Source organism: Streptomyces sp. NPDC002838 (genome assembly GCF_040295365.1).
GTDB lineage: Bacteria > Actinomycetota > Actinomycetes > Streptomycetales > Streptomycetaceae > Streptomyces.
This window is the reverse complement of sequence record NZ_JBEOVF010000007.1, coordinates 242641-260219: the sequence shown is the minus strand read 5'-3', so window position 1 is coordinate 260219 and position 17579 is coordinate 242641. Positions and strand designations below refer to the sequence as shown.

General features: G+C 67.4%; 15 protein-coding genes. 8 read left to right on the top strand and 7 right to left on the bottom strand.

Going from position 1 to position 17579, the window contains the following annotated elements:
• Positions 1-78: 78 nt before the first annotated feature.
• The 3 genes from ABT063_RS12755 to ABT063_RS12745 all read right to left on the bottom strand — a co-directional run bounded on the left by ABT063_RS12755 (position 79) and on the right by ABT063_RS12745 (position 3234).
• Complete coding sequence (locus ABT063_RS12755; RefSeq protein WP_351057272.1) at positions 79-1347, bottom strand: MFS transporter; 1269 nt, start codon at positions 1345-1347, stop codon at positions 79-81.
• A 79-nt stretch (positions 1348-1426) separates the two neighbouring features.
• A complete protein-coding gene (locus ABT063_RS12750) occupies positions 1427-2509 on the bottom strand; it encodes an inositol-3-phosphate synthase (protein WP_351057271.1) in 1083 nt (360 codons plus the stop codon).
• 44 nt (positions 2510-2553) lie between these two features.
• Positions 2554-3234: a PadR family transcriptional regulator gene (locus ABT063_RS12745; protein WP_351057270.1), complete on the bottom strand. Its 681-nt coding sequence runs from the start codon at positions 3232-3234 to the stop codon at positions 2554-2556.
• Positions 3235-3606: 372 nt separating this feature from the next.
• Between ABT063_RS12745 and ABT063_RS12740 the strand changes: the two genes are divergently transcribed.
• Positions 3607-6309, top strand: coding sequence for a transglycosylase domain-containing protein (locus ABT063_RS12740; RefSeq protein WP_351057269.1), 2703 nt, complete (start codon positions 3607-3609; stop codon positions 6307-6309).
• 99 nt (positions 6310-6408) lie between these two features.
• Positions 6409-7932: a glycosyltransferase family 87 protein gene (locus ABT063_RS12735; RefSeq protein WP_351057268.1), complete on the top strand. Its 1524-nt coding sequence runs from the start codon at positions 6409-6411 to the stop codon at positions 7930-7932.
• 67 nt (positions 7933-7999) lie between these two features.
• Here the strand turns inward: ABT063_RS12735 and ABT063_RS12730 are convergent, their stop codons facing one another.
• The 3 genes from ABT063_RS12730 to ABT063_RS12720 form a co-directional block, all read right to left on the bottom strand.
• Positions 8000-9031 carry an alanine racemase gene (locus tag ABT063_RS12730; RefSeq protein WP_351057267.1) on the bottom strand — a complete coding sequence of 344 codons (1032 nt, stop codon included), beginning with the start codon at positions 9029-9031 and terminating at the stop codon, positions 8000-8002.
• 74 nt (positions 9032-9105) lie between these two features.
• Positions 9106-10227 carry a peptidoglycan bridge formation glycyltransferase FemX gene (femX, locus tag ABT063_RS12725; protein ID WP_124440753.1) on the bottom strand — a complete coding sequence of 374 codons (1122 nt, stop codon included), beginning with the start codon at positions 10225-10227 and terminating at the stop codon, positions 9106-9108.
• A gap of 180 nt (positions 10228-10407) precedes the next feature.
• A complete protein-coding gene (locus ABT063_RS12720) occupies positions 10408-10719 on the bottom strand; it encodes a hypothetical protein (protein ID WP_351057266.1) in 312 nt (103 codons plus the stop codon).
• 264 nt (positions 10720-10983) lie between these two features.
• Between ABT063_RS12720 and rpsF the strand changes: the two genes are divergently transcribed.
• The 4 genes from rpsF to rplI all read left to right on the top strand — a co-directional run bounded on the left by rpsF (position 10984) and on the right by rplI (position 12697).
• Positions 10984-11274, top strand: a complete 291-nt coding sequence (rpsF, locus tag ABT063_RS12715) for a 30S ribosomal protein S6 (protein WP_005482942.1) — start codon at positions 10984-10986, stop codon at positions 11272-11274.
• A 76-nt stretch (positions 11275-11350) separates the two neighbouring features.
• A complete protein-coding gene (locus ABT063_RS12710; protein WP_351057265.1) occupies positions 11351-11938 on the top strand; it encodes a single-stranded DNA-binding protein in 588 nt (195 codons plus the stop codon).
• A gap of 57 nt (positions 11939-11995) precedes the next feature.
• Positions 11996-12232 carry a 30S ribosomal protein S18 gene (gene rpsR, locus ABT063_RS12705; RefSeq protein WP_003949403.1) on the top strand — a complete coding sequence of 79 codons (237 nt, stop codon included), beginning with the start codon at positions 11996-11998 and terminating at the stop codon, positions 12230-12232.
• An 18-nt stretch (positions 12233-12250) separates the two neighbouring features.
• Positions 12251-12697 (top strand): 50S ribosomal protein L9, encoded by a 447-nt coding sequence (gene rplI, locus ABT063_RS12700; protein WP_095756004.1) that lies wholly within the window; start codon positions 12251-12253, stop codon positions 12695-12697.
• 140 nt (positions 12698-12837) lie between these two features.
• Here rplI and ABT063_RS12695 read toward each other — a convergent pair whose 3' ends face one another.
• The gene (locus ABT063_RS12695) at positions 12838-14175 is read right to left on the bottom strand and encodes an MATE family efflux transporter (RefSeq protein WP_351057264.1); all 1338 of its coding nucleotides are present in this window, start codon (positions 14173-14175) and stop codon (positions 12838-12840) included.
• A gap of 460 nt (positions 14176-14635) precedes the next feature.
• Between ABT063_RS12695 and dnaB the strand changes: the two genes are divergently transcribed.
• Entirely contained in the window at positions 14636-16114 is a 1479-nt protein-coding gene (gene dnaB / locus ABT063_RS12690) for a replicative DNA helicase (RefSeq protein ID WP_351057263.1), read from the top strand.
• Positions 16115-16174: 60 nt separating this feature from the next.
• On the top strand, positions 16175-17560 hold the full coding sequence (locus ABT063_RS12685) for a serine hydrolase domain-containing protein (RefSeq protein WP_351057261.1): 1386 nt from the start codon (positions 16175-16177) through the stop codon (positions 17558-17560).
• Positions 17561-17579: the final 19 nt, after the last annotated feature.

Sequence of the window (17579 nt, the reverse complement as noted above, 5' to 3'; positions counted from 1 at the left end):
CACGTGAAACATGATCCCGGGACGGACGAGGGGCGATGTTTCACGTGAAACATCGCCCCTCGCGTGTAAGCGTGTGGCCTACTTGGCTCGGCGTTCGAAGCGCCCCATAGTCACGGCAACTGCCCCGTAGATAACGGCGATGATGATCACCAGGGGCACCGAGCGACCGTCCGGCGGCAGCATGAGAGCGGCGACCGCGGCGGCGGACACGTAGGCGATGTTGAAGAGCACGTCGTAGACGGAGAAGATCCGGCCGCGGAAGCCGTCGTCCACCGAGAACTGGACGATGGTATCCGTGGCGATCTTCGCGGCTTGGGTGGTCAGGCCAAGCACGAAGGCCGCGGCGAGCATGGGGATGGTGGCGAACGGGAGGCCGAGCGTGGGCTCCAGGAACGCGGCGGCTGAGGCGCACACGACGATCCAGCGGCCGGGCCCGAGCCGCACTGCCGCCCAGGGCGTCATCACGGCCGCCGCGAAGAAGCCGGCGCCAGAGATACCCAACGCCAGCCCCAGCAGGGCGAGTCCCTCATCGGGGGTCGAGGAGAACGCGTACCGGCAGAGCATCAGCAGCATGACCGTCAGGGCGCCGTAGCAGAACCGCATCAGGGTCATCGCGCCGAGCGACCAGGCGGCCTCCCGGCGCGACGGTGCGGCGATGTGCCGTACGCCCGCCACCAGGTCACGGGCGGTCCCGGCGAGTGCCGTCGTGAGCCGGGGCTGCACCAGCGAGCGGTCGGGGCCGAGCAGCTCCAGCGCCATGCGCAGCGAGGCGAGCGCTCCGCACAGGTACAGCGCGGCTCCCATCAGCACCACGGCCGCGTCAGAGTCCGCGACCAGGATCCGTACCAGGAAGGCGAGGCCACCGCCCGCGGTCGCCGCGAGCGTTCCGGCGGTGGGGGAAAGGGAGTTGGCGATCACCAGGCGCTCCGTGTCCACCACGCGGGGCAGTGCGGCGGACAGGCCGGCGAGGACGAAGCGGTTGACGGCGGTGACGCACAGCGCGGAAGCGTAGAAGAGCCAGTCGGGGACGTGGCTGACGATCAGGACGGCCGTGACCGACGCCATCATGGCGCGTACCAGGTTGCCGTACAGGAAGACCTGACGGCGGCGCCAGCGGTCCAGCAGGACGCCGGCGAAGGGGCCCACCAGGGAGTACGGGAGCAGTAGGACAGCCAATGCGGAGGCGATCGCGGTGGCGGAGGTCTGCCTCTCCGGCGAGAAGACGACGTAGGAGGCGAGCGCGACCTGGTAGACACCGTCGGCGCCCTGTGAGAGCAGACGCACGGCGAGGAGGCGTCGGAAGTTCCGGAAGCGGAGCAGGACGCGCAGGTCACGGACGACGGCCATGGGGCACAGCCTCACATACGGGGAGGGTCCCCGGGCGCAATGCCTCGGGGACCCCCAACAGACCGCAGCGCAGCCCTTCTCAGCGCTCGACCTCGCCGCTGATGAACTTCTCGACGTTCTCGCGGGCCTCGTCGTCGAAGTACTGGACCGGCGGGGACTTCATGAAGTACGAAGACGCCGACAGGATCGGACCGCCGATGCCTCGGTCCTTGGCGATCTTCGCGGCGCGCAGGGCGTCGATGATGACACCGGCCGAGTTCGGGGAGTCCCAGACCTCGAGCTTGTACTCCAGGTTCAGCGGGACGTCACCGAAGGCACGGCCCTCGAGGCGGACGTAGGCCCACTTGCGGTCGTCGAGCCAGGCCACGTAGTCGGACGGGCCGATGTGGACGTTGTCCGCGCCCATGTCGCGGTCGCGGATCTGGGAGGTGACGGCCTGCGTCTTGGAGATCTTCTTGGACTCCAGGCGGTCGCGCTCGAGCATGTTCTTGAAGTCCATGTTGCCGCCGACGTTCAGCTGCATCGTACGGTCCAGGACGACGCCCCGGTCCTCGAACAGCTTCGCCATGACGCGGTGCGTGATGGTGGCGCCGACCTGGGACTTGATGTCGTCGCCGACGATCGGGACACCCGCCTCGGTGAACTTGTCCGCCCACTCCTTGGTGCCGGCGATGAAGACCGGCAGGGCGTTGACGAACGCCACCTTGGCGTCGATGGCGCACTGGGCGTAGAACTTCGCCGCGTCCTCGGAGCCCACGGGCAGGTAGCAGACGAGAACGTCGACCCGCTTGTCCTTGAGGACCTGGACGACGTCGACCGGCTCCTCGGCGGACTCCTCAATGGTCTGGCGGTAGTACTTGCCGAGGCCGTCGAGGGTGTGGCCGCGCTGGACCTTCACGCCGGTGGACGGAACGTCGCAGATCTTGATGGTGTTGTTCTCGCTGGCGCCGATGGCGTCCGCCAGGTCGAGGCCGACCTTCTTCGCGTCGACATCGAACGCGGCGACGAACTCGACGTCACGGACGTGGTAGTCGCCGAACTGGACGTGCATCAGGCCGGGGACCCTGGACGCCGGGTCGGCGTCCTTGTAGTACTCGACTCCCTGCACCAGCGAGGCGGCGCAGTTGCCCACGCCGACGATGGCTACGCGAACCGAACCCATTCCGGTTGCTCCCTGTGTGTACGAGTGAGGCCCTGGCAGGGGCCTCACGTGGCGGTGTCGCCGGGCGTATCCGGCCTGGGGGTGTCCCCGGGCCGGGGCAGGACGCCCGGCGCTCCCTCTGTGGTGTCGCGAGCGGGTTCTCCGCGGGCGGGACCCTTGAGGTCCCGGCCCGCCCGCTCGCTTTCGATGAGCTCGTTCAGCCAGCGCACTTCGCGCTCCACGGACTCCATCCCGTGGCGCTGGAGCTCAAGCGTGTAGTCGTCGAGGCGCTCCCGGGTGCGCGCCAGTGAGGCGCGCATCTTCTCCAGGCGCTCCTCCAACCGGCTGCGGCGGCCTTCGAGCACGCGCATGCGCACGTCACGCGACGTCTGCCCGAAGAAGGCGAAGCGGGCGGCGAAGTGCTCGTCCTCGTACGCGTCGGGGCCCGTCTGCGAGAGGAGCTCCTCGAAGTGCTCCTTACCTTCCGCCGTCAACCGATAGACGATCTTGGCGCGACGCCCTGCGAGTGGTGCGGCGAGGGCGTCCTCGGAGGTGTTACCCGGCTCTTCGATCAACCAGCCGTTGGCGACCAGCGTCTTGAGGCAGGGGTACAGGGTGCCGTAGCTGAACGCACGGAACACACCCAGTGATGTATTGAGTCGTTTGCGCAGCTCATAGCCGTGCATCGGGGACTCGCGGAGCAGGCCGAGTACGGCGAACTCGAGGATCCCGGAACGCCGGCTCATCGTCGCCTCCTCTCTGCCGCGGACGGTCGTGACGGTCTTATGTCGCGCCGATGTATCGACTCGATACATCACGACGATAGAACGACCTTCCGGATGCGACAAGAGGGAGGGTGGTGAACGGGATCACATCACCGATTCATGGGAAGCAAGTTGCCTGATTTGGGGTGAACTTCAGGGCTAGGCAGGTTTTGACGGTGCGTAGTCTGTGCGCCATGACCACCACCGGGAACCAAGTGACGTCTGGGGACGTCCTCGTCCTTGGTGTAGTACGGGTGAATGCGGAACCCACCGCATCCGTACTTCGGGGGGACCGGAAACCAGCCGCCGTTTCCAGGCGCGCAAAGGTGCGCCTGCCCGAGGAGTAGTCGTTCGATGAGCGAGCACCGTCGCAAACCGCCGCAGCCGCAGGGAGGCGGACGTGCCGCGGCCCGACGCGGCCAGTCCGGCTCGTCCTCCGGCCGCCGCGCGGCACCGCGAGGCGCCACCGGGTCTCCTTCCGACTCCTATGGGACCAGTTCCCCCGGGTCGGGTTCCTATGATCCGGGAGGCGAGGAGCGTCCGTACGGCGGCCGTGCCGAGGCCCGCCGGGCGGCACAGAGAAGCAGTGGCGGCCGACGCAGAGCGACCGAACCAGCCGGCCGTGGTGGCCGAGGTGCCGTCCCGGGAGGTCCCGGACGGGCCCGGGGGCGCGCGGCCGTCTCCGACAGGAAGCGGATCGTCGACTATCCGCGGGCGGGCAGGTACGGGTGGCGCCGCTGGGTGCCGTCCTGGAAGCTCGTGTCCGGCATGTGCATCGGGTTCATCGGGAGCCTGGTGGCCGTCGCGGGCATCGGGTACGCCATGGTGAACGTCCCGAACATCGCGGAGACCGCAAAGGCGCAGAACAACGTCTACTACTGGGCCAACGGCAAAGAGATGGTCGCCACGGGCGGTGAGACGAACCGCCAGATGGTCAACCTCGCGCAGATCCCCAAGGACATGCAGAACGCCGTCATCTCGCAGGAGAACAAGACCTTCGAGACCGACAGCGGCATCGACCCGAAGGGCATCGCCCGAGCCGTGTTCAACATGGCCAGGGGCGCCGAGACACAGGGTGGCTCCACCATCACCCAGCAGTACGTCAAGAACGCGATGCTGAACGACCAGTCCCAGACCGTCTCGCGGAAGTTCAAGGAGATCTTCGTCTCGATCAAGGTGGGTGCCACCATGTCGAAGGACAAGATCATGGAGGGCTACCTGAACTCCGCGTACTACGGACGTGGGGCCTACGGAATCCAGGCGGCCGCGCGCGCGTACTTCAACAAGGACGCCATCAAGCTGAACCCTGGTGAGTGTGCCTTCCTGGCGGCGACACTCAAGGGCGCCACGTACTACGACCCGGCGGGCTCGACGTCCATCGACACGGCCGCCACTCCCGCGGCCAACAGCAAGCGGGCCCTGACCCAGATGCAGGACACCCTCGACAAGATGGTCGAGTACGGCCATCTGAGCGCTACGGAGCGGGCCAAGTACACCACCACGCTCCCCAAAACGCAGAATCCGCGCTCGAACAACGAGCTGAGCGGTCAGATCGGCTACCTCGTTGACCTCGCCAAGGCGTACCTGCTCAACAACGACATCGTCACCGCCGACAAGCTGCAGCAAGGCGGCCTTTCGATCTACACGACCTTCGACAAGAAGAAGGTCGACGAGCTCGAGAAGTCGGTCCAGAAGGTCCAGAAGGCGAAGATCAAGCCCAAGGAGCGCCCGGATACGGACACCCACGTCCAGTTCGGCGGTGCTTCCGTGGACCCGGCGACCGGCGCCATCAAGGCCATCTATGGCGGCGAGGACGCCACGAAGCACTTCACCAACAACGCCGATGCGACCGGTGCCCAGGTCGGTTCGACTTTCAAGCCGCTCGTGCTGGCTGCGGCGATGAAGTGGGGTGTGCGCGACCCTGACGGTCCCGAGGTGCAGGCACAGGACGAGCGCACCAAGGTCTCCCCGAAGAGCCTTTACAGCGGCAAGAACGATCTCAAGATCAAGACGTACGACGGGGCGATCTGGAAGAACGAGAAGGGCAAGGAGTGGCTCCAGGAGAATGACGGCCAGGAGTCGTACGGCACTCCGCCGAAGTACCAGATCGACCTCCGAGAGGCGATGCGGGAGTCGGTGAACTCCGCCTTCGTGCAGCTCGGCATGGACGTCGGGCTGGACAAGGTGAAGGAGGCGGCCATGGACGCGGGCCTCAAGGAGAACAGCCTCGCCGGCACCAGCTTTCCGTCCTTCTCTATCGGCATCTCCGACCCCAGTGCGATCCGCATGGCGGGCGCGTACGCCACCTTCGCGGCCAGCGGCAAGCAGCGTGAGCCGTTCTCCGTCACGAAGGTCACGGACAAGGACGGCCCGGTCTTCACCCACGAGGTGGTGACCAAGCAAGCGTTCGAGTCAAACGTGGCCGACAACGTCACGGACGTGCTGAAGACCGTGGTTGAGGACGGCACAGGCACCAACGCCCAGCTGACCGGACGTCAGGTGGCGGGCAAGACCGGTACTACAGACGGCAACAAGTCCGCCTGGTTCGTCGGCTACACCCCGCAGCTGGCCACTTCGATCAGCATGTTCCGTCTGGACGACGACGAGACCAACAAGAACCGCGAGTTCCTGGAGATGTTCGGAACGGGCGGCGAGAAGAAGATCCACGGTGCTTCGTTCCCGTCCCAGATCTGGCAGGACTACATGGAACAGGCGCTGAAGGGCGAGCCGGCGGAGAAGTTCCCGACCCCGGAGCCCATCGGCGAGATCATCAACGACGTCCCGACCCCGACGCCTGCTCCCACACCCAGCGAGGCGCCCACGTCGGCCAGTCCGACACCGAGCCCGACGCCCAGCGAGCCGACGACCAGTCCGACACCCTCGCCGACCGAGACCTGCTTCGGCTTCCAGTGCCCTCCTCCCGGTGACACCGGCGGGACGGACAACGGCGGCACCGACGGAGGTGTGACGCCCACGCCCACGACCACAGAGACGGGCGAGACCGGCAACAGCAGAGGCAATGGCAACGGAGACTTCTTCGGAGGCCCGACCGGTTAGTCGCCATATCGCCCGTCGAGGGTGTTTCACGTGAAACATGGGCCGCCGCACCCACCAGGTGCGGCGGCCCTCGGCGTACTCCTAGGCAGGTACGGCAGGATGTGCGGCATGCCCAGTGCAGAATCGACGCAAGCGAGCGTGCACGAGCCGGACCTGGTGCGGCCGACCAAAGACGACGTGGTGGCCGCGAGCGGCAGTGAACTGATCGGTGGCCCGATCGGACGGCGCGCCCTGCTGGGGACGTCCTGGTGGAGTCCCGTCCGAGTGATCGGGCTCGTGGCGATCGGCATGTTCGCCCTCGGCCTGGTCCAGAAGGCGCCCTGCTACAACGGCGCCTGGTTCTTCGGTGCCAGCTCGCAGTACACGCATGCGTGCTACTCGGACATCCCGCACCTCTATCAGGGGCGAGGCTTCGCCGACGGGCTCGTGCCGTACTTCGACAAGCTCCCCGGTGACATGCAGTACCTCGAGTACCCGGTACTGACCGGTGTGTTCATGGAGGTCGCCTCCTGGCTCACGCCCGGCAGTGGGAGCATCCAGGACCAGGAGCAGTGGTACTGGATGGTCAACGCCGGCATGTTGATGGTGTGCGCCGCCGTCATCGCCGTGTGCGTGGCCCGGACTCACGCCCGGCGTCCCTGGGACGGCCTGCTGGTCGCCCTGGCGCCTGCGGCCGCGCTGACCGCCACCATCAACTGGGACCTGCTGGCGGTCGCTCTGACGGCCGCCGCGATGCTGATGTGGTCGCGGGGCCGCGCCCTCGCCTTCGGCGTCCTGCTGGGGCTCGCCACGGCCGCCAAGCTCTATCCCTTCCTGCTGCTCGGCCCGCTGCTCGTGCTGTGCTGGCGCGCGGGTCGGTGGCGGGAGTACGGGACGGCTCTGGTGGGCGCGGCCGTGGCCTGGCTGGTCGTGAATCTGCCCGTGATGCTCTTCGCCTTCGACGGCTGGTCGAAGTTCTACACGTTCAGCCAGGAACGGGGCGTCGACTTCGGCTCGTTCTGGCTGATCTGGACCCAGAACTCGAGCAACCCGCCCAGCACCGACACCGTCAACACGATGGCCACGCTGTTGATGCTGCTGTGCTGCGCGGGCATCGCGGCGCTCACGCTCACCGCCCCGCGCCGTCCGCGCTTCGCCCAGCTCGCCTTCCTGATCGTCGCGGCGTTCATCCTGACCAACAAGGTCTACTCGCCGCAGTACGTCCTCTGGCTGGTTCCGCTGGCAGCGCTGGCCCGGCCGAAGTGGCGTGACTTCCTGATCTGGCAGGCGGGCGAGGTGGCGTACTTCCTGGGGATCTGGATGTATCTCGCGTACACGACCAGCGGAGACGCCCACAAGGGCCTGCCGACCGATGGGTACCACTGGGCCATCGCCCTGCATCTCCTGGGCACGCTGTACCTGTGCGTCCTGGTCGTGCGCGACATCCTCATGCCGGAGCGGGACGTCGTGCGCCGGGCCGGTGACGACGACCCCTCGGGCGGGGTGCTCGACCGTGCTGAGGACGTCTTCGTCGTCGGCCCTGCCGCTCATCCGCCGCGGCACGGGGCTCACTTCGACGGGCCCCAAGTGGAATGGGGCAGTCGGGACTCGGACCGCCGTTCGCTCGGAGCGAACGGGGCGTAGCCGAACCACGCCAAAGGCCGTACACGGAACCTTCCGTGTACGGCCTTCCTGCTGTCTCTACGCGTGCTCAGCGGTCGACGAGCCGGTCGAACTGCGTGGTGGTGTGCCGCAGATGAGCCACCAGCTCCTCGCCGACCTTCGGCTCCGGGGCGTCGGCCGGCACGAACAGGATCGAGACCTGCATGTGCGGCGGCTCAGCGAACCAGCGCTGCTTGCCGCCCCAGACGAACGGAGAAAGGTTCCGGTTGACCGTGGCGAGGCCGGCCCGGGCGACGCCCTTGGCGCGTGGCATGACACCGTGCAGGGCCTTGGGAGCCTCCAGGCCCACCCCGTGCGACGTACCGCCCGCCACGACCACCAGGAAGCCGTCGGAGGCCGCCTTCTGCTGCCGGTAGCCGAAGCGGTCGCCCTTGGAGACGCGGGTGACGTCCAGGACCGCTCCGCGGTACTCGGTGGCCTCGTGGTCCCCCAGCCACAGCCGCGTGCCGATGCGGGCGCGGAAGCGGGTCTGCGGGAACTGCTGTTGCAGCCGGGCGAGATCCTCGGCCTTGAGGTGGCTGACGAACATCGTGTGCAGTGGCAGACGGGCCGCGCGCAGCCGGTCCATCCAGCCGATGACCTCCTCGACGGCGTCAGAGCCGTCGGTCCGGTCCAGCGGCAGGTGGATCGCGAAGCCTTCCAGGCGGACGTTCTCTATGGCCGCGTGCAGTTGGGGCAGGTCCTGCTCGCTGATGCCGTGCCGCTTCATCGAGGACATCACCTCGATGACCACCCGGGCGCCCACGAGGCCGTAGACACCGTCGATCGACGACACCGAGCGGATGACCCGGTCGGGCAGCGGGACGGGCTCCTCGCCGCGTCGGTACGGCGTCAGGACCAGCAGGTCACCGCCGAACCAGTCCTTGATCCGAGCGGCCTCGTACGTCGTACCGACGGCGAGGACGTCCGAGCCCAACCGAGTGGCTTCCTCCGCGAGCCGCTCGTGTCCGAAGCCGTAGCCGTTGCCCTTGCAGACCGGGACCAGACCCGGGAACTGCTCTTGCACGTGCTTGTGGTGCGCCCGCCAGCGCGCGGTGTCGACGTAGAGCGTGAGCGCCATGGCCGGACCTGGAACCTTTCTCGTGGCTGCGGTGTATCAGAGGTATGGAAGCTATCGAAGCAAATGGCTGGGGCTCAGCGGCGCGACATGTAGATGTCGAGCGCCTTGTGGAGCAGCTTGTTCAGCGGGAAGTCCCACTCACCGAGGTACTCCGCGGCCTGGCCGCCCGTGCCCACCTTGAACTGGATCAGGCCGAAGAGGTGGTCGGTCTCGTCCAGCGAGTCGGAGATGCCTCGCAGGTCGTAGACGGTGGCGCCGAGCGCGTAGGCGTCGCGCAGCATCCGCCACTGCATCGCGTTCGAGGGCCGGACCTCGCGGCCGATGTTGTCGGAGGCGCCGTAGGAGTACCAGACGTGTCCGCCGACGATGAGCATCGTCGCCGCCGAGAGATTCACGCCGTTGTGCCGGGCGAAGTACAGCCGCATGCGGTTGGGGTCCTCGGTGTTGAGGGCCGTCCACATGCGCTGGAAGTACGACAGCGGGCGGGGCCGGAAGTGGTCGCGCACGGCCGTGATCTCGTACAGCCGCTGCCATTCCTCGAGGTCGTGGTAGCCACCCTGGACGACCTCGACGCCGGCCTTCTCGGCCTTCTTGATGTTGCGGCGCCACAGCTGGTTGAAGTTCTTGTGGACCTCTTCCAGAGAGCGATTGGCCAGCGGCACCTGGAAGACGTAGCGCGGCTGTACGTCGCCGAAGCCGGCGCCCCCGTCCTCGCCCTGCTGCCAGCCCATGCGGCGCAGCTTGTCGGCGACCTCGAAGGCACGCGGTTCGATGAAGTCGGCCTCGATGTCGCGCAGCCGCTTCACGTCAGGGTTCTGGATGCCCTGCTTGATGGACCCGGCCTCCCAGCGCCGGATGATCACCGGCGGGCCCATCTTCACCGAGAAGGCGCCCTGCTGCTTGAGGTGCGCGAGCATCGGTTCCAGCCAGTCGGTGAGATTCGGCGCGAACCAGTTGATGACCGGGCCCTCGGGCAGATAGGCGAGGTAGCGCTTGATCTTGGGCAGTTGCCGGTAGAGGACGAGGCCCGCACCGACCATCTCGCCGGTGCGGTCGTCGAACCAGCCGAGGCTCTCGGAGCGCCACTCCGCCTTGACGTCCGCCCAGGCCGGAACCTGCATGTGGCTCGCCGACGGCAGGCTCTGGATGTACGCCAGATGCTGCTCGCGACTGATCGTCCTCAGGGTCAGGCTCATTCGGGGCGCTCCTCGGGCTGGTGTGTCCCCATGGGTACAGGGGCTCCGGCTCTGGTGCGGAAGCCTACTGCGCCTTACGAGCGCCCCGACTGGGCGTACGGAACCTTGGCCCCGGCCTTGTTGGCCGCCGAGGCCTTCCATAGTGCGTTATGGGGTGTTCGGTGAACGGTGTCCGTGGCGTCAGCCGACGACCCCGCCGAAGAGACCGCCGTGCGCCATGCCGAGGAAGAAACCGACCCCTGCGGCGCCCAGGCCCAGGATCAGCCCGAAGCGTTCACGAGTCGTCTCCGAGATCCACAGCCCGTACGCGCCGGTGATGAGCCCCACCAGGCCGGTCCAGGAGCTGAGCAGGTGCAGGTCGTGGAACATCGCCGTGACGAAAGACGTGATGCCCAGCACCAGGGTCACCGCAAGCAGTGTGTCCTGGAGGGGATGGGGCTTGCCGTCCGTGGCGAACAGCCCTCCGGTGTTGGGTCGCAATGCTTGTGCCATGGGGCACCTCCTGCGAAAGGCGGCGCATCGTAGCGCCATACACACCCGATGTGTACAGATTGACGGTTCACGAGGCCGGATTTCAACCAGAAGCGGGTGTGCGGGTACTCTGTACCGTCTGCACTAGTGTCTGCCCACGTCACGACAGGGACTCCCGCCTGGGACACCCGATTGTCAGTGGCGGCCGATACCGTTGCGTACGCATCACAACCCTCCTGCCACGGAACGACCGTGGCCGCTGAGTCCAAAGGAGGTGGGTTCCACATGCGTCACTACGAGGTGATGGTCATCCTCGACCCCGATCTGGAGGAGCGCGCCGTCGCCCCTCTGATCGAGAACTTCCTCTCCGTCGTCCGTGAGGGCAACGGCAAGGTCGAGAAGGTCGACACCTGGGGCCGTCGTCGTCTCTCGTACGAGATCAAGAAGAAGCCCGAGGGCATCTACTCGGTCATCGATCTGCAGGCCGAGCCTGCGGTCGTCAAGGAGCTCGACCGCCAGATGAACCTGAACGAGTCGGTCCTCCGGACCAAGGTCCTCCGCCCCGAGACCCACTGAGCTCTCCCGCTCAGCTGATCTCGGGATTCGAGTAGCAGCACCAGCAGCCAGCAGCAAACCCGCCGAGAGGTTCCCCATGGCAGGCGAGACCGTCATCACGGTCGTCGGCAATCTTGTCGACGACCCCGAGCTGCGCTTCACCCCGTCCGGTGCGGCGGTCGCGAAGTTCCGTGTCGCGTCCACCCCCCGCACCTTCGACCGCCAGACGAACGAGTGGAAGGACGGCGAGAGCCTGTTCCTGACCTGCTCGGTCTGGCGTCAGGCGGCGGAGAACGTCGCCGAGTCGCTCCAGCGAGGCATGCGCGTCATCGTGCAGGGCCGGCTGAAGCAGCGGTCCTACGAGGACCGTGAGGGCGTCAAGCGCACGGTCTATGAGCTGGACGTCGAGGAAGTCGGCGCCAGCCTGCGCAATGCCACGGCCAAGGTCACCAAGACCACCGGCCGCGGTGGCCAGGGCGGTTACGGCGGTGGCGGCGGCCAGGGTGGCGGCGGCTGGGGCGGAAGCTCCGGCGGCGGTCAGCAGGGCGGCAGCGCTCCCGCCGACGACCCGTGGGCGACCGGCGCTCCCGCCGGTGGCAACCAGGGCGGCGGTGGCGGCGGCTGGGGCGGAAGCTCCGGCGGCGGTCAGCAGGGCGGCGGCTACTCGGACGAGCCCCCCTTCTAGGCCTTCGGGCCAAGGGTGGGCCGTACCCACACTTCTTGATCACACAGGAGATACACCATGGCGAAGCCGCCTGTGCGCAAGCCGAAGAAGAAGGTCTGCGCTTTCTGCAAGGACAAGGTCACGTACGTGGACTACAAGGACACGAACATGCTGCGGAAGTTCATTTCCGACCGCGGCAAGATCCGTGCCCGCCGCGTGACCGGCAACTGCACGCAGCACCAGCGTGACGTCGCCACGGCTGTCAAGAACAGCCGTGAGATGGCGCTGCTGCCCTACACCTCCACCGCGCGATAAGGGAAGGGTGACCGACACATGAAGATCATCCTCACCCACGAGGTCTCCGGCCTCGGTGCCGCGGGCGACGTCGTCGACGTCAAGGACGGTTACGCTCGCAACTACCTGATCCCGCGGAACTTCGCGATCCGCTGGACCAAGGGTGGCGAGAAGGACGTCGAGCAGATCCGTCGTGCTCGCAAGATCCACGAGATCCAGACCATCGAGCAGGCCAACGCCGTGAAGGCCCAGCTCGAGGGTGTCAAGGTCCGCCTGGCCGTCCGCTCCGGCGACGCCGGTCGTCTCTTCGGTTCCGTCACCCCGGCCGACATCGCTTCCGCGATCAAGGCTTCCGGTGGCCCCGAGGTCGACAAGCGCCGCATCGAGCTCGGCGCGCCGATCAAGACCCTGGGCGCGCACGAGACGTCCGTGCGTCTGCACCCCGAGGTTGCCGCCAAGGTCAACATCGAGGTCGTTGCGGCCTGATCGCTGCGCTCGGCTTGAACGCCGAGAAGGGGCTGTACCCGCAAGGGTGCGGCCCCTTCCGCAGGTGCGGCTCGGCATGGCGGGCATGTTTCACGTGAAACGGTCAGGTCGGCCGGACAGGAGAGTTTCACGTGAAACAGTCAGCGAGTCGCTCCTGTCACCAGCCAGCGGCCGGAGCGGGCACGCAGCCACAGGGTCAGCATGCGCACCGCCATCATCAGCGTCATGGCGGTCCAGATGGCCGCCAGTCCGCCGCCCAGGGCAGGTACGAGCAGGGCGGCCGGTGTGAAGACCGCCAGAGTGAGCAGCATCGCCCACGCCAGATAGGGGCCGTCGCCGGCACCCATGAGGACTCCGTCCAGAACGTAGACGATGCCGCAGATCGGCTGCGAGAGGGCCACGATCACCAGAGCGGGCAGGGCGGCGTCCTTGACGACGGAGTCGCTGGTGAACAGCGGCAAGAAAACCGGCCGAGCGATCAGGACCAGGACGCCCAGCATGACACCCACCGCAATACCCCACTCCACCATGCGACGGCACGCCTGACGCGCACCCTGGGTGTCGCCGGCGCCGAGATACCGCCCGATGATGGCCTGGCCGGCGATGGCGATGGCGTCGAGAGCGAAGGCGAGCAGGCTCCACAGGGACAGAATGATTTGATGCGCGGCGATGTCGGCATCACCGAGGCGGGCCGCGACGGCTGTGGCGATCATCAGAATCGTTCGCAGCGAGAGCGTGCGGACCAGCAGGGGGACGCCGGCTTGAGCGGAGGCCCTGATCCCGTCGACGTCGGGGCGCAGTGAGGCACCGTGCCTGCGGGCGCCGCGGACAACCACTACGAGATAGGCGGCGGCCATGCCCCATTGGGCGATGACGGTGCCCCAGGCGGAGCCCGCGATGCCGAGATCCGCGCCGTAGACGAGGCCGAGGTTGAGTACGGCGTTGGCGACGAAGCCCGCGACGGCGACATAGAGCGGTGTTCTGGTGTCCTGCAGGCCACGCAGCACTCCGGTCGCGGCGAGTACGACGAGCATGGCCGGGATGCCGAGTGCCGAGATCCGTAGATAGGTGGTCGCGTACGGGGCCGCGGTGTCGGAGGCGCCGAAGAGCTCCACGATGGCCGGTGTCGTGGGCATGACGACGGCGATGACGGCGGCACCGAGCAACAAGGCCAGCCAGATGCCGTCCATGCCTTGGCGGATGGCGGCTTGCAGGTCGCCCGCGCCGACGCGTCGGGCGACGGCGGCAGTGGTGGCGTAGGCGAGGAAGACGAAGATGCTGACAGCGGTCATGAGGAGAGCGGAGGCGACGCCGAGTCCTGCGAGTTGCGCGGTGCCGAGATGACCCACGATCGCGCTGTCGGCCATGACGAAGAGGGGCTCGGCGACGAGTGCGCCGAAGGCCGGGACGGCCAGCGTGACGATCTCTCGGTCGTGCTGTCGCCGGTTGGCCCTGGGGGTCGCGGGAGCCTGTGTCATGAGCACCAACCTAATCGTCCACAGGTAATAGATGCAATTGCCTAGCAGTCCTTACCTGTGATCTCGCGGTGCGCACTCTTGTGCACCACTTGAAAGGATCTTGATCCGACTTGGGAAGTTTTTCTTCTGCACAGCCGGTGGACGGGAAAGCCGCAGGTCAGATCGGCTGTCGCGAGAAGTGCAGTGGCTTGTTCACAGGCCTGTCCACCGAGTCGTGCACAGGTTTTGCGGAGTTCTCCACAGCATCCGGGCCGTCGTCCACATGGCCTGTGGATAACCGGATTGGCTGACGGTGCCCGCAGGCCTACGGTTGTCCGGCGCCCGCTCCGTTCGTCGGCTGGTAAATCACCACAAACCCGACGCGCCAGAACCGGAGTTGGGCGTCTCATTTGTCAGTGGCGTGCCGTAGAAAAGAGGGGCACGGCGAAGGTCCGCTCTGCGGACGGGAGGAGGTGGCTCGGTGAGCATTTCCGAGCCCTTGGACGATCCGTGGGCCGACAGCGGTCCCAGTGATCGTCTGCCCGCCTCCCGCCGCCGCGGCGACGGAGCCCCGGGTCGCGACGAGCAGCACGACCGCGGCCGGGAGAGCGGCACCTGGGACGGCGGCGGTTCGTCCTTCGAGCGCGTCCCCCCACAGGACCTCGACGCCGAGCAGTCCGTTCTTGGTGGCATGCTCCTGTCCAAGGACGCCATCGCGGACGTCGTCGAGGTGCTCAAGGGCCACGACTTCTACAAGCCCGCGCACGAGACGATCTTCCAGGCGATCCTCGACGTCTACGCGAAGGGCGAGCCGGCCGATCCCATCACGATCGCCGCCGAGCTCACCAAGCGTGGCGAGATCAACAAGGTCGGCGGGGCGTCGTACCTGCACACGCTGGTCCAGACCGTGCCGACGGCGGCCAACGCCGAGTACTACGCGGAGATCGTCCACGAGCGCGCTGTCCTGCGTCGGCTGGTGGAGGCCGGCACCCGCATCACGCAGATGGGGTACGCGGCCGACGACGACGTCGACGAGATCGTCAACCGGGCGCAGGCCGAGATCTACGCGGTCACCGAGCAGCGCACCAGCGAGGACTACCTGCCGCTCGGCGACATCATGGAGGGCGCGCTCGACGAGATCGAGGCGATCGGCTCCCGCAGTGGCGAGATGACCGGCGTCCCCACGGGGTTCACGGACTTCGACTCGCTCACCAACGGCCTGCACCCCGGCCAGATGATCGTCATCGCCGCCCGTCCCGCCATGGGCAAGTCCACGCTCGCGCTGGACTTCGCGCGCGCGGCATCGATCAAGAACAACCTGCCGAGCGTCATCTTCTCCCTCGAAATGGGCCGCAACGAGATCGCGATGCGTTTGCTGTCCGCCGAGGCCCGGGTCGCCCTGCACCACATGCGCTCCGGCACGATGACCGATGAGGACTGGACGCGCCTGGCCCGAAGAATGCCGGACGTCTCGGCCGCCCCGCTCTACATCGACGACTCCCCGAACCTGTCGATGATGGAGATCCGCGCCAAGTGTCGCCGCCTCAAACAGCGCAACGACCTCAAGCTCGTCGTCATCGACTACCTCCAGCTGATGCAGTCCGGCGGTTCCAAGCGTGCCGAGAGCCGTCAGCAGGAGGTCTCGGACATGTCCCGAAACCTCAAGCTGCTGGCCAAGGAGCTGGAGCTCCCGGTCATCGCGCTCTCCCAGCTCAACCGTGGTCCCGAGCAGCGCACGGACAAGAAGCCGATGGTCTCCGACCTGCGTGAGTCCGGCTCCATCGAGCAGGACGCCGACATGGTCATCCTGCTGCACCGCGAGGACGCCTACGAGAAGGAGTCCCCACGTGCGGGCGAGGCCGACCTGATCGTGGCCAAGCACCGTAACGGCCCGACGGCGACGATCACGGTCGCGTTCCAGGGCCACTACTCACGCTTCGTGGACATGGCCCAGACCTGACCGGCCGCCCCGGGGTAAATGAGCTCGACGCCCGAGTGCCCCACGGGATGGACTGGGGGCATGACGACACCTCAGGAAGAGCTGCTTCCCGGCACGCGTCGGGCGCTGCTGCACCGGATCGCCGTGGCCCAGGCCGAAGGGCGGGCCCCCTCGCTCGTCGCTGCGGTCGTCCGGGACGGACGAACCGTGTGGCACGGCGCGCGTACCTCGGTGGACGGGCACGGACCGGATGAGCACGTGCAGTACCGGATCGGCTCGATCACCAAGACCTTCACCGCGGTTCTCGTTCTGCGACTGCGTGACGAGGGTGTGCTGGATCTCGGTGACCCGCTTGAGAAGCATGTGCCGGGCACCGGCGCGGGGGAGGCCACCATCGCCGAACTGCTCGCTCACACGAGTGGATTGGCCGCCGAGTCACCTGCCCCGTGGTGGGAGCGCACCCCTGGGTCCTTGCGGCCCGAACTCGCCGATGTACTGGGCGAGCAGCCCTTCCTGCATCCGGCCGGCCGTCGCTTCCACTACTCCAACCCCGGCTACACCCTGTTGGGCGCGCTCGTGGAGAAGCTGCGCGGGGCTCCGTGGGAGGAGGTATTGCGGCGTGAAGTGCTCGAACCTCTGGGCCTCGACCGTACGAGTACGCGACCGCAGGCGCCGCACGCGGGAGGCTGGGCGGTGCACCCGTGGGCCGATGTGCTGCTGCCCGAACCGGCTGAGGATCTCGGTCGCATGGCTCCGGCCGGTCAACTCTGGTCGACCAGTGGTGACTTGGCGCGGTTCGCCGTCTTCCTGGCGAAGGGAGACGACCGGGTGCTGAGTGCTCGGACGGTGCGGGAGATGCGGATGCCCGCGGCGCCGGCCGAGGCCGCGGATGTCGTCGACGGCACGACGTACGGCCTCGGACTGCAGATCCAGCACCGAGAGGGTCGACTGCTCGTGGGGCACTCGGGTTCTCTGCCGGGTTTCCTGGCGAATCTCACCGTCAGCGTGGCGGACGATGTCGCGGCGGTGGTGCTGGCCAACTGCACTTCCGGCCCGCCGCTGTCGGCCGTAGGCGCCGATCTCGTACGGATCGTCGCCGAGGCCGAGCCGCGCATTCCTGATCCATGGCGGCCCTTGACCGAGGTCGACACCTCCGTACTGGAGCTGGCGGGTCAGTGGTACTGGGGAACACATGCCTTCGCCCTGCGTCTGACGGCCGACGGACTCGTCTCGCTGGAGCCTCTCTCCGGCAACGGCCGCCGCTCGCGGTTCCAGGCGAACGGTGACGGCACCTGGACGGGCCTGGAGGGCTATTACGCCGGGGAGCTCCTGAAGGCCGTACAGCGCCCGGACGGGTCGGTGAGCCATCTGGACCTCGGGTCGTTCGTCCTGACGCGTCAGCCGTACGACGAGGGAGCTTCCGTGCCCGGCGGTGTGGACGCCGGAGGGTGGCGGGGGGTCGGCTAGGCACGCTCACCCGGCAAGC